This is a genomic window from Chitinophaga niabensis (assembly GCF_039545795.1).
GTDB classification, from domain to species: Bacteria; Bacteroidota; Bacteroidia; order Chitinophagales; family Chitinophagaceae; genus Chitinophaga; species Chitinophaga niabensis_B.
In genome coordinates this window covers 5,599,761-5,613,025 of the sequence record NZ_CP154260.1, presented here as the reverse complement: position 1 = coordinate 5,613,025, position 13,265 = coordinate 5,599,761, and the positions used below count along the sequence as shown (strand labels likewise).

Sequence of the window (13,265 nt, the reverse complement as noted above, 5' to 3'; positions counted from 1 at the left end):
ACATCTGGCATTTTAATAAATCTCTGTAGGATCAATCAAAATTATTACCAAACACCACAAAAGTATGCAATTCAGTTGTAATGCAATGGCCCGCCATTCATGCGGGCTGTCAACCAAAATGTTAAGGGTTATGAAACTAACCACATTCCTGATGCTTATTACCTGCCTGCACGTCTCGGCCGCCGGTTACTCCCAAAAAGTAACCATGACGGTGAAAGACATGCCACTACGGAAGGTTTTCGCAGAAGTGATCACGCAAACCGGCGTTTCCATTGTGTATTCGGAAAAAGTATTGTCCAACACCCGCCCGGTTTCCCTCCATGTAAAGGACGTAACCGTTCAACAGTTGCTGGAGCTTTGCCTGAAAGACCAACAGGTGATGTACGCACTGGAAGGCAACAGTTTCGTGATCAAAAAAATACCGGATGCGGGCATTGAAACAACCGCACCGAAAGCAGCAGATACTACCATTACACAAACCGGGAAAATTACGGCTTCAGACAATTCCCCACTCCCAGGTGCTACTATTTTAATAAAAGGAACAGCAAGAGGTACCCAATCAAATGAGCAAGGCCTCTTTATGTTAAAAGATGTCCGTCCCGGTGCAATCCTCACCATCAGCAGTATTGGTTTTGTTACAAGAGAAGTGAGCGCCACGGGCCAGCCACTGAGCCTGGTGTTGCAGGAAGACACCAAGAATTTCAATGAGATCGTAGTGGTTGGCTACAGTGACAAAAGGAAGAGCGAACTCACCAGTTCTGTAACCACCGTTTCTTCAGAAAAACTGAAAGATGTAACCACGAATGATGTGGGTTCCATGTTACAGGGAAAGGTAGCCGGTTTACAGGTAGTAAATAGTTCCGGTGTACCCGGCAGCGTTTCCGAAATAAGACTGAGAGGTGTTTCTTCTGTGAATGCATCTCAAACACCCCTCTATGTGGTAGATGGTATCATCGGCGGCAATTTCGATCCCAATGATGTGGAAAGTATTTCTGTATTGAAGGATGCCGGTGCTACAGCCATGTATGGTTCACAGGCTAACGCCGGTGTGATCATTGTTACCACTAAAAAAGGTCGTGGTGATAAAGTAAGGTTCGAAGCGAGGGCTGTAACAGGTTTCCGCCAACCGGATTTTGGTAAGATAGATATGATGAATGGCGCGCAGTTATACGAACGCCACAAAGAGTTATACCGCGATTACATTCCCGGTACTGCCAATAGCTCGCACAAGATCGACCTGCTCAAATTCTACAGCGAACGCCCAAGGGAACTGAGGAACCAGCATTACAACTGGCTCACTACCATGTTCCCCACAGCACCTGTGCAGAATTACTTCATTTCCGCCAGCGGCGCCAATGAAAAGAATGAATACTATACCAGTATCTCCTATTATAATGAAAAAGGTACTTTCCTGAATACCAATTTCCAGCGGATCAATCTTCGCGGTAATTCCACGCATCACTTCTCTAAAAAGGTAAGCGTTACCAATAACATCAACCTCAGTGCAGCCAGCGGTAAGAGCTTCAATTATGAAGATGTGTTCTATGCTTACCTGAATATGCCCTGGGATAATCCCTATGATGCAAACGGCCAGCCGGTTTATGTAGATGGTAATACTACTGCCAAATGGTGGTCCAGGGATAAAACGAACCCGGTGCATACGATCCGGAATTCCAATCATCCTTATAAGAGCTTCAACGCTAACTATGATCTGAACCTGAACATCCAGATCACAGACTGGCTCTCCTTCTCCAGTACCAACCGCGGCGCTGTGAATTATAACAAGTCAACAGATTTCTATTCTCCTGTGGTAGCGGGTTTATATCACGGCACCGGTTTCCTGAATGAACTGGGTACATTGAATTATGGCGTGATCTCCACAGACCTCCTGAAATTCAATTTCCGCAAAGGAGATCATTCAATCAGCGGTCTTGCAGGTGTGGCTATTGAGAACAGCAAAACAGAGATCGTAGGGGCATCCGGTAAAGGATTACCCACTGGCCTCTCTGTTTTGAATGTAGTATCCAATAATCAATTGGTTACCGGCCGTAACGATCAGGGCATTTTGCAATCCCTTATCTCACAGGTGAACTACGGTTTCCGTGATAAATATTTCCTCACGGCTTCTTACCGCATAGATGGTTCTTCTGCTTTCCCTTCCAGTAAAAGATATGGTTCCTTCCCGGCAGTGTCAGCAGCCTGGATGATGAGCAAGGAATCTTTCCTGCAAGGCGTGGAATGGCTGGATGAATTAAAACTCCGCGGCAGCTATGGCGTAACGGGTACACAGGATATCGGTTCTTCCCGTTACCTGGGATTGTACTCCTTGAGCAGCCAGTATAATGGTGGTACAGCGGCAGTTCCCTTACAATTGCCCAGCCCTGATCTTACCTGGGAAAGTAAACACCAGCTGAATGCCGGTATCGATGTGGGATTATTCAAACGCGTGAACTTTACAGTAGATGTATATAATAACGTAACGAAGAACCTCCTGTTACAGGTATCCCAGCCACTCTCCGTTGGTTTTGAACAACGTTGGGAGAATGCAGGCGAGATCGTAAACAATGGTGTTGAATTCGGCATCAGCAGTGTGAATATTAAAACGAAGGATTTTGAGTGGAGCACAGATTTCAACATCAACTTCAATTCCAATAAATTACAGAAACTGCCCAGCGACATCATCCGCACACAACCTACCTGGAGTATTTCACAGATCTACCGCAACGGTGGTAACCTCTATGAATTCTACATGCCTAAATGGTTAGGTGTAGATAAAGAAACAGGTGCGCCACAATGGGAAGTGCTGGAGAAAGATGCAGACGGAAAAGTAGTGTCCCGCGAAGTAACGAACGATTATGCTGCCGCTACTTACCAGGAAGTGGGATCTGCATTGCCTAAGTTCCAGGGCGGTATCACTTCTCAATGGAAGTATAAAAACTTTACCCTGAGTGTAAATGGTTACTTTATTTCCGGTAACAAGGTATTCTCCAACTCGCTGCGTTTTGTGATGAATGATGGTATGGAACCATACTACAACCAGATCGTATTGCCTTCCGGTTATAAAACCTGGACGAAACCAGGAGACATTGCCACAGAGCCCAGCCCGCAGAATGCGGCCAATGCTACGGAAACATCCACGCGTTACCTGAAGGATGGCAGCTTCTTATCTATCAGAAATATTTCACTGTCCTATACTTTGCCAAAAACATGGATCAGCCCGCTCCGTTTGGATGGGGTTACACTTTCATTAACGGCGGATAATGTTTACACGTTCACGAAATTCCTGGGGCAAGACCCTGCCACCACGATCTCTTCCGGCAGTTATGTGATGCCTGGTCTGTCCGACTTCAAGTATCCCAATAATCGCCAGTACCTGTTTAACGTTAACATCCGGTTTTAGGAAAAAATTATAAGATCATGAAGACAAAATTCATTTTACAACTATTAATTATACCGCTGTTAATGACCGGCTGCCTGAAAGATGTGGATCCCAGCGATTCCATCACCACCGGCACTTTAACAGGAACCAAAGAAGGATTGCAACAGGGATTGAATGGTGCCTACGCTTTGTTCAAAGACCATGTGTCTTTCAATGGAACGGTAGACGGGAACAACATGTACCTGCGCCAGTATTTCCAGATGAGTGATTTTGCAGGAGATGATATCGTATGTGGCCAAACCACTACGGACCCGCTGTTTTATAGTTTCTCCGGCGATCATACTGCTACACAAACTAACAGCCGCTATTTCTGGTATATCTCTTATAAGATCATTAATGATGTGAACACGGTATTGGAGTCCGCAGAGAAGATCGCGAACCCGGATGAAAGCATCAAACAACTGATCGGCGAATGTTATTTCTTAAGGGCCTTCTGTCATTTTAACCTCGTAAGGTTATATGCCAAACCCTATACACACGACCCCGCTGCTGCGGGTATCATCTTACGTACTTCTGTAAGTGACCCCGGACAGAAAGGAAGGGCCACCGTAGCGGAAGTATACAATGCTGTTGTAGCCGATGCAGAAAAAGGTGCCAGCCTGATGGCGCAACCCCGTGGTGTACAGTTTGCTTCCAAAGAAGCTGCATGGGCTTTGCTCTCCAGGGCGTACCTCTATAAAGATGTGAACGACAGTACCATTTATTATGCAGACAAAGTGATCAGCTCCGGCCGTTTTACACTGGAAACCGCTGCCAGTTTTCCTACCCTGTTTGCCAATGCGCTCACCGGAAAAGAAACCATCTTCTGTGTAGCATTCACCGCCGCGGATGATTACGGAAAGGCCGGTTCCATTGCTTCTATGTTGTATTCAGATGGTAACTCCGGATGGGGAGAAGAATATGCTTCCCAATCTTTACGTGATACCATGTCTGCCCATATGGAAGATGTAAGATGGTCTTACATCAAACCCCTGAAAGTGGGTAATGTGATCCAAAAGAAAAATGGCATCGATATCTACTATATCAGCAAATTCTCTTTCCAGGGAGGAAGCCCTACGCTGAGTTCTCCCATTATGTTCCGCCTTGCGGAAATGTACCTTAACAAAGCGGAGGCCATGGCTAAATCCAATAATACTGCCGGCGCGCTGGCGGCTGTGGATATGGTCCGCCAGAACCGTGGTTTGGAAAATTCATTGTACAATGGTGTAGTGCCTGCCGGTAAAACAGTACTGCAAACCGTACTGAAGGAAAGACGGATAGAACTGGCTTTTGAAGGTCACCGTAATTATGATGTATACCGCAATAAACAGGACCTGAATAGAACATACTGGGGTTATCATTTGCCGGGGTTGAAGGAGTCAGATATCAATCTGTCCGTAAATCCTGCCAATTACGCCAATATGATCACGAAATGGGATAATAACCGCATCATCTATTACATTCCGATAGATGAGATACAGACCAATAAACTCTGTGGACAGAATCCCTGATTGCTAACTTTAATGCCGCATTATCATGAAGATCATTAAATATATTCTCCTGCTGCCACTGATAGCCGGTTGTAAAAAGGACGAGGTAAAACCGGAAGCAGATATTTTTTATACTGTGAACATAGAAGATAAAACGGTGACCTTCACCAACGAAACCAGTGGTGCCGTTTCCTACCGCTGGGAATTTGGGGATGGGGCTACTTCCACGGAACAAAGTCCTGTGCACACGTACCCTGAAAAAGGTAAGTACGTGCCCACCTTATATGCCACTACCAAAGATGGCCGTGTATCTGAAGGTTCCACGGTGATCTACATCGCCAAAACATCACCCGTGAAGCTGAATGATAATTCACTGGCAGACTGGGATAACGTATCACAATACGTACTTACTTCCGGCGCCGGAGAAAAATTCTTCCGCAAAGCGAAGTTCGATTACGATGCATCCTATGTATATGTATATATAGAAGTGAACAGCACAGAAGCCAACGGAGATATCTACGACTTTTACCTGGATACAGATAACGATGCCACTACAGGTTTGCTCACCGGTAGTGTTCCAGGTGGCGGATACGATGTGCTGCTGGAAGGAAATATTTTGGGTGACTGGCTGGATGCCTTCAATCATAAAGGTGCACAGAATGCTTTCTCATTTGATCCCAGCGGTGCCACAGAACATTACCAGGTAGGCGCCAAAGTACAAAGCGGCGGCGTACTGAAGTTTGAAATGCGCATCGTTCGTTCCAAGATCAAAAACTTAGCTGCCACCACGGCCTTCCGTGTAGGGATCGTGGCTACAAAAAGCGACTGGTCTGCCGGATTAGGTCAGATACCTGATGCGGGGCAATCTTCTCTACTGATCAACTTTGAGTAATACAAAAACCGGGGCGCTATTGCCCCGGTTATTTTTTTGCTATTTTGTATGGATATGACCACTACCTTAAAACCGGAAGGAAGATTATTATCCCTGGACGTTATGCGGGGCATGATCATGATATTCCTCGCTGCTGAAAGTGCTAATCTCTACCACGCTATAGAAGACTTGCAACCGGGTGTACTGATAGACCAGTTCTTTCACCATCCCTGGCATGGCCTGCGTTTCTGGGACCTCATACAACCAGCCTTTATGTTCATGGCCGGCACCGCGATGTACATTGCCGTAGAACGTAAAAGAAACAAAGGTGTATCCGAACGGGATAATTTTAAACACATTGCCATACGGAGTTTGAAGTTATTTCTGCTGGGTACCGGTTTACATTGCATTTATGCGGGGAAGCTGGTATGGGAACTTTGGAATGTGCTTACCCAATTATCCTTTACCACATTGGTAGCTTATTTCCTGATCAGGAGATCTTTTACCGTACAAATAAGTGCCGCACTGTTCATGATCATCCTCAACGATGTGTTGTACAGAACGATCCTGATGCCGGGTTTTGATCAGCCATTTATACAGGGTCATAACTTCGGTGCCTATATGGATACCCTGTTCATGGGTAAGATCAATAACGGAGGATGGGTAACCATCAACTGCATCCCCACCGCAGCGCATACCATTTTAGGGGTATCCGCAGGAAAACTATTAATGAGTTCCCGGTCTTCCGCCTTTAAAATCAAAACCCTCATTATATCCGGGCTGATTGCTTTGGCGCTGGGTTATGCGGTTGACCTGGGTGGTATTTCTCCTATTATCAAACGCATCAGTACCGGCGGATTTGTATTAACCTCCCTGGGTTATGTAACCCTCATCCTCGCAGCCCTGTACTGGTGGATAGATATAAAAGACCATCAAAAATATACCTGGATCGCTGTGGTAGTGGGCATGAACTCTATCTTCATTTATATCTTCTTTGAAACCGTAGGGTATCAATGGGTAAATGGGGCAGTGGGCATCTTTGTGAAAGGAGGTTTGGGCTTTTTAAGTGTATCCGAAAACTGGCAGGCCCTGGTTTCCGCAGTGGCCGTATTGCTGTTAGAATGGTACGTTTGTTACTGGCTGTATCAGAAAAAGATCTTTTTTAAGTTGTAACTTTACAGGGTAACCAATATCCCTATATTCATGACCTATCAGCCAATAGAGCCAACTGGCGCTGCCTACTCACAGGCTTACGCCGTAAGCGGTCCAAAACGATTTGTATTTGTAAGCGGCCAGGTGCCGGAAGATGAACGGGGCTACATACCCGATACTTTCCGGGAGCAGTGTTTCCTTACCTGGCAGAACATTGAAACCCGCCTGAAAAATGCCGGCATGACGTTGAGGAACATCGTCAAGATCACTATTTTCCTGGCCGGCCGCCAATACAGAAATGAGAATTTTGATGTAAGGAATGAAGTGCTGGGCAATCACCAGCCTGCTATGACCATTGTAATTGCAGGGATCTATGATGATCAGTGGTTGCTGGAGATTGAGGTGGTTGCCGCGGATTGATGCTGCGGCTGCGAAAATAACCCGTGCCTGCTGCGGCTGCGAAAATAACCCGTGCCTGCTGTGGTTGCGAAAATAACCTGCGGCTGCTGCGGTTGCGAAAATAACCCATGCCTGCTGTGTTTTCGAAAATAACCCATGCCTGCTGTGTCCGCAGAAACAGCCTGTAGCTGGGATGAGCCCGCTCCGCGAATAACTGCACCTATTCCACTAATAAAAACTCCCCTGTTATTTTCTCCTGCCCGTTGATGATAACAGACATCTCATGTTTACCCTTATAGAACGTTCGTGTAGTGATCAGGATAAATTTCTGCTTCCTGAGTATTTCCGCCTGCTCACCGGGCCCATACGGTTTCTCGCTGATCTTAAATACTTTTTTAGATAGCTGCCCATTGGCCTTCCTGTAATAGATGGCATATTCCAGCCGCACAGTCTGTGTGGTCGTATTATTATTACGGATCGAAAATGAGAACGCGAGTGCATCACCTATTTTCACTTTCGGCGTGAGGATCTTAAAGTTGCTGAGTTGCATATTACCCCCATCCAGTCCGTAGTACTGCAATATCTCCGCATGCCCTTGTTTCAGTAAAGTACGGCTGCCGTGTTTGATGATCGCATCCGTTTCCTTCCCGATCCCCTTCCACTTTTTAGCAATGTCCAGCACCAGGTGGGGATGATCTTTCGAAATATCATTCAGGTTATTGGCCACACTGCGCCTTACCCATTCTGAAGGATCGTTCTTCAGGTTTTCCAATAAGGCCAATACCGGCAGCGGATCTTTCTTTAATGCAGGCACTGCCATGGCCCAGGGTAATTTCGGCCGCATACCTTCACTGCTTAAGCGCCTTACTTTATGATTCTTGTGTAAAGACCATTTCGTCATCTGCTGCATCATCTTCTCTCCATATTGTAAGAGGAAGGGCCTTACCGCAAATTCACAACTTACAAACTGCGTCACCTGTTCCAGTGCTTTTACGGAATGCTGATAATGTTCCAGGCCATATACCTCTATATAATCCGGCAGGATCATAAATGCCAGGCTGTCTTCCCCGAAATCGTTTTCCCGCAGGGAGCTGATGATCTTTCCTAAAAGCTGGGTGGTAGCAGCATAATCTTCCGGAAAGAAAGAATGAAGCACCGTAGTAGTGTGCCTCATTCTTTCTTTTAATTCCTTTGACTCAAAATCTTTCGTGAAAATGCGTTTCAGAAATTCCTTTTTGGAAAAGGAAGGAATATGTTGTGTGAGTATAGTTGAAAACCCTTCGTAGAATTCTTTGGAGTAAATATCTTTCAGTAAACTGGCCATACGCAAATTTATAACTTCTGCCGCAGGATCACAAAATCACCCGGTTTGATCAACTCCACCGGATCATTTTCTGCATTAAAAGTTAACGTCTGCGTATCACCTGGTTGCATAACCGGAAGGTCCGATGTCTGCCCACCATGTTTCACTTTATATCCCTTTAGGGTATAAGCGGGGAAATCTGCTCTCGATTTAATTTTTACGGTTAGTTTACCTCCCTGATTGCTGACTATTTCTATCAATGCCGGAGAGAATTCTTTCTGTATGATGTAATAGGATTCCCGTGGTTGCCTGTCTGGCGTTACTATTCCCCATGACCTGTATCCATCCGGGTTGGTCTGCGGGTACCGGCTGAGATAATCGTTGAAGGTCCAGATGGAAGCGCCTACCACATAATCTGCTTTGCGGAAAACGGCAATGGCATCCTGCAGATATTTGATCCTGTCCTGTTCCGTTTTATTGCTGGTGGCCATGATGCCAAATTCACTGATGTATACCGGTTTAGAAGGATATAGTTCATGAATGCGCGCCACCCATTCCGCATGTTTGGCATATACATTCGCACTCACGAAATCAACATATTGAGAGGCCTCGTCTTCCGGTTTTTTGATGTAATCCCTGAAAACAATATTGCTCGCAAAGGTGATCAGGCGGGTAGGGTCCAGTTCCCTGGTGAACTGTGCCATATCTTTCACCCATGCCTGTCCCTCTGCACGCTGGGAGTAGAATTCATTCCCTAATGAATACGCGACCACGGAAGGATGATTCCAATCCCTTTCCACCATTTCTTTCATTTGTGATCTGAACTTTTCCCGGATCAGGGGATCTGCCATTTGTTTCGGAGAAAGTTGCCAGTTACCGGCTTCTGTGATGATGAGCATGCCGTGTTTATCTGCCCAGTCCAGCAGGTCTTTGGAAACGGCATGGTGTGCAATGCGCGAAAGTTCCATGCCGGAAGATTTGATCAATGTAAGGTCTTGCTGTAATACATTGTTGGGGTCAAGTGATCCCTGGCCAGGGTAATCAGCTGGCCTGTTGCAACCTCCCATTTTTATGGGCTGCCCGTTCAAGAGCAACTGCGCATTCTTTACTTCAATTTTCCGGATACCGAAATTGCTTCTTACCGTATCTTCTCCGTTTATTACTTCTGCTGTGTACAGGTAGGGATTGTCGTGGCTCCACAGCTGTACATCTTTTGCAGGAAGGATAGTTTGCCATCCTCCGTTTGCCGGTTTAAAACTGGCAGGCAATTTTTTGCCTCCGCTGTAGAGGTTTACCAAAACGCCATCTGTACGAATAAAGATCCGTGCAGTACCTTTTTTCAGATCGGGCTCCGCTTCTATTTTCAGATGATGAATATAGGTGGAAGGCCTTATCTGTAATGCCACTGGTTTAGTGATCCCGCCGTAATTGATCCAGGGATATAACTGTGCACTAATGGCATTATAGTTGGAATCCCTTGTTTTAGAACCGGGGATAGTAGTGCTATCCCATGAATTATCTACTTTAATGGATAAGGTGTTCTTTTGCTGAAGATGTTGTGTTACATCAATAGCGAAAGGAGTATACCCTCCTTCATGACTACCTACTTTATGGCCATTGAGCCAGATATCACATTTATAAAACACCGCATCAAAATTGATGAAGGCTTTATAGCTTGGTTTCAGCGGCTGTGCATCAAACTTCCTGAAATACCATGCATTGCCGGTATAGAAAAAGAACCTTTTATCAACGGAGTAAGAATGGGGTACGGTTACTTTGTCCAGCTTGTTATCCGGAAATGTTGGTGTCGTCCATCCATCCTGTTCTCCTATTTTGAGCGGGTCCAGGGCAAAGGACCAGTCGCCGTTTAACGACTGGGCATAAGTAGAAACAGTCAGCATGAGCACCGTCACCAAAAGAACAATTCTCTTCATTATCATTGCTTAAAGACTTAAATCTTACCGTTAATTCAGTTATCTTCTTAGAAACGTTATTGCTTAAGAAACTTATCATCCAATTTCTCCGCCCCCGTTTGATACGAGGTAATTTCTTAGAAACGTTATTGCTTAAAAAACTTATCATCCAATTTCTCCGCACCCGTTTGATACGAGGCAATGTACAACCCCGCTGTGCGGTCTTTAATTCTTACTGTATAATTAGATCTCCCCTTCTCCGCAGTGATCGCCTGCACATACACAATCTTTCCGCTCCCAATATTAACGATCTGCAGGAAACCCTGCATCTTTTCTTTTGCCTGAATGATCACCTGTAAAGTTTGCCGGTCACCCTGCGGGATTACTTGTAAAGAGGAAGAAGGAGCTGTTCTAACCGGAGCCATAACAGCCAACCCGCTACCCATTAAAACAATACTTGTATCCGGTGCTAACGCAATCCCCCTGATAAGTGTATTAGTAGCCGTAGTAGCTAACAAGGTAACCGGCATACCTGCAAAACTGGTATTATACCCCGTAGTATCTAAAACAGCAACTATCTCACTATTCTTGCGGGTTGCATATAATACAACATCCCCACCGGATTGTTCGCCTGTAAGCCCTCTGTAAGTATCCGCAATACTACCGATCTTTCCATTCAATACCCAACTGCCTGATACCAATGAGTATTTAGATAATGCATTCGTCCCTTCCTCCGCTACATACATTACATCCAAACCCGCCACGGAAGTACTAAGGTCTGCAAAGTAAATGCCATAAGGGCTCCCCGAAGCAGTCGCAAAGCCCGGCAGGTTCGTTAGTGTCTGCCCTGCTGTTTTCGGAAGCCCAGTTCCTATTTTTGCGATGCGGTAATTGGTGGCAGTAGTAGAAGCATATAACTGATTATCGAAGATCTGCAGGCAACGGCCTGTTTGAGCCGCCAGTGCAACAGAAGCAGAGGAACCAAGCGTAGTATATCTGATGCCATTATTTCCGCCGGTTGTCCAGATATCCGTACCATCGCTGGTTACAGCAGACCGGACCACCACACCGCTGAAAGTATTCAAACTGGTGGTAGTGTTAATTGTGCCTGCGGCATTGACAATGCCAATAACCCTGTTCAGTGTGGAAGTGCTTACGCTGGCTAATCCCGGAGCTGCATCATATCCTGCCAGTGCAAGGAAACGGCCATCCGGGGAACGGCTGAGATAGCCTTCTGTATGATCTGTTGTGGATACTGATAAGGTAAGTTTTTTGTTCAGGCCGATAGCCGTAACCGGCATGGGGATACTTCTTACCAACACACCCGCAGGTGTATATTCATCCAGGAAAACAGGATGCGCATTCCCTGTCACTAAAGCCGCTGCACCATCTCCGATCCTTGTTACCACTATGTTACCCGCAGTGAAAGGAGGGAAATCCAGCAAAGGTTCCACATGCAGCACATTGGAATTGCCGCCACTGCCAACAGGTACAAAAGCAGTATCTGTGGTCAGCAATAATTTATCGCAGCGGGCAAAGTTCTGTGAGCTGTCAAATATTTTGATCGTTACATTGCCTTTGGGGAGATAGAAGGTGCCACCGTTCTGCCAGGCATAACCATTGATGCCATGTGTACCAAATTCTCCTGCCACCAATTGTCCGTTTACAAACACTTTGAATTTCCGGGTACCGGGGCCGGTGGTAAAATCTCTTGCTCTTACCCATAACTTATAAGTACCTGCGGAATCTATGCGGATAGTGGTAGTGGCAGTAAGCTCACTGCTATCCCTTCCCACCACGCGGGATGTGAAACCCTTCAGTACGGTGGCATTTTCATCGAACTCTTTTGTCCAGTTCTTTGGATCTTTAAAATCTTCTGCTTCAATCCAGAGATCATGGCCCGCAGATTGTATCGGGAGTTTCAGAGAATCCAGGTAAGCAATGAAAGCAGTTTTGCGGGTGTTGTAATTGGCAGGAGATATTTCATAACAGCGGAGGTAATCAAAGAACACCGCACCGGAATCTGCAGCATTGGTTTTGGTGGCAATGCCAGATAACCATAGATAGAGATCATGTGTGGGTAAAGTTCTCGTGTCTATCGTTTTTACCAGTGTGCCGTTATAAAAGTAATTGAGATAGTCCGGTGTATATTCAAAACCGAAGGTATTGTAGGAGGTGGTAAGATTTTCCGCAACCGTTCTGTAATCCCTGTTGGCATTACCTTGTATGGGATACCACTGAATAGTGCCATAGGTGTAATAATTACCGGCATAATCAGGGTAGTGCTCAAAGCAGTCTATTTCTATCCTGTTCATCGTCTGGCTGCTGCCGGCATTGGGGTCATCGAAACCACTCAGCCAGGAAGTCCAGAAGGCCTCATGCCATCCATAACTGGCATCTAATTTTACACGTACTTCGTAGTACCCATATCGCCGGGGTGTTTTTGTGATGATGCCGCCTCCGGTGAGTTCCTTCCCCATAAAAGGTTCTCTTTTCAGATCGATCCTGATCTTTCCACTATCCGGCACTACATTCTCAGATCGCTGATAACTGGTGCCACTGGACCCGATGCGGTATTTCCACATGGTAGTGTCAAGCGTGGAGGTATTGAATTCATCTGACCAGGTGAGTGTATAACCTGAAGGAGCCTGCGCCTGGCTTTGCAATGCAAAAAGCAGCAACAGCGCGATTGCGTGTACAGTTTTTCTCATGGAAGTTC

Annotated in this window: 8 protein-coding genes; 5 read left to right on the top strand and 3 right to left on the bottom strand. The window is 45.9% G+C overall.

All coding sequences use genetic code 11. The features are described from left to right. The first annotated feature begins 130 nt into the window (after positions 1-130). Genes AAHN97_RS22235 through AAHN97_RS22215 form a run of 5 tightly spaced genes read left to right on the top strand, consistent with a single transcriptional unit; the run spans position 131 to position 7,351 of the window. Complete coding sequence (locus tag AAHN97_RS22235) at positions 131-3,400, top strand: TonB-dependent receptor (protein ID WP_343304296.1); 3,270 nt, start codon at positions 131-133, stop codon at positions 3,398-3,400. Between the two features lie 17 nt (positions 3,401-3,417). Continuing rightward, positions 3,418-4,929 carry a RagB/SusD family nutrient uptake outer membrane protein gene (locus tag AAHN97_RS22230; RefSeq protein ID WP_343304295.1) on the top strand — a complete coding sequence of 504 codons (1,512 nt, stop codon included), beginning with the start codon at positions 3,418-3,420 and terminating at the stop codon, positions 4,927-4,929. Positions 4,930-4,954: 25 nt separating this feature from the next. Further along, complete coding sequence (locus AAHN97_RS22225) at positions 4,955-5,800, top strand: PKD domain-containing protein (RefSeq protein ID WP_343304294.1); 846 nt, start codon at positions 4,955-4,957, stop codon at positions 5,798-5,800. 54 nt (positions 5,801-5,854) lie between these two features. Continuing rightward, positions 5,855-6,952, top strand: coding sequence for an acyltransferase family protein (locus AAHN97_RS22220; protein WP_343304293.1), 1,098 nt, complete (start codon positions 5,855-5,857; stop codon positions 6,950-6,952). 30 nt (positions 6,953-6,982) lie between these two features. Further along, on the top strand, positions 6,983-7,351 hold the full coding sequence (locus AAHN97_RS22215) for a RidA family protein (RefSeq protein WP_343304292.1): 369 nt from the start codon (positions 6,983-6,985) through the stop codon (positions 7,349-7,351). 199 nt (positions 7,352-7,550) lie between these two features. Here AAHN97_RS22215 and AAHN97_RS22210 read toward each other — a convergent pair whose 3' ends face one another. From AAHN97_RS22210 to AAHN97_RS22200, 3 genes are all read right to left on the bottom strand, one after another. Continuing rightward, complete coding sequence (locus AAHN97_RS22210; protein WP_343304291.1) at positions 7,551-8,654, bottom strand: DNA alkylation repair protein; 1,104 nt, start codon at positions 8,652-8,654, stop codon at positions 7,551-7,553. A gap of 8 nt (positions 8,655-8,662) precedes the next feature. Further along, the gene (locus AAHN97_RS22205) at positions 8,663-10,567 is read right to left on the bottom strand and encodes a glycoside hydrolase family 2 protein (protein ID WP_343304290.1); all 1,905 of its coding nucleotides are present in this window, start codon (positions 10,565-10,567) and stop codon (positions 8,663-8,665) included. Between the two features lie 125 nt (positions 10,568-10,692). Next, complete coding sequence (locus AAHN97_RS22200; protein ID WP_343304289.1) at positions 10,693-13,257, bottom strand: glycoside hydrolase family 16 protein; 2,565 nt, start codon at positions 13,255-13,257, stop codon at positions 10,693-10,695. Positions 13,258-13,265: the final 8 nt, after the last annotated feature.

Excerpts from the sequence above, each read along its gene's own strand:
- AAHN97_RS22200 (WP_343304289.1), bottom strand. The coding sequence starts at position 13,257 with ATGAGAAAAACTGTACACGCAATCGCGCTGTTGCTGCTTTTTGCATTG.
- AAHN97_RS22220 (WP_343304293.1), top strand. The coding sequence starts at position 5,855 with ATGACCACTACCTTAAAACCGGAAGGAAGATTATTATCCCTGGACGTT.
- AAHN97_RS22210 (WP_343304291.1), bottom strand. The coding sequence starts at position 8,654 with ATGGCCAGTTTACTGAAAGATATTTACTCCAAAGAATTCTACGAAGGG.
- AAHN97_RS22235 (WP_343304296.1), top strand. The coding sequence starts at position 131 with ATGAAACTAACCACATTCCTGATGCTTATTACCTGCCTGCACGTCTCG.
- AAHN97_RS22215 (WP_343304292.1), top strand. The coding sequence starts at position 6,983 with ATGACCTATCAGCCAATAGAGCCAACTGGCGCTGCCTACTCACAGGCT.
- AAHN97_RS22205 (WP_343304290.1), bottom strand. The coding sequence starts at position 10,567 with ATGAAGAGAATTGTTCTTTTGGTGACGGTGCTCATGCTGACTGTTTCT.
- AAHN97_RS22225 (WP_343304294.1), top strand. The coding sequence starts at position 4,955 with ATGAAGATCATTAAATATATTCTCCTGCTGCCACTGATAGCCGGTTGT.
- AAHN97_RS22230 (WP_343304295.1), top strand. The coding sequence starts at position 3,418 with ATGAAGACAAAATTCATTTTACAACTATTAATTATACCGCTGTTAATG.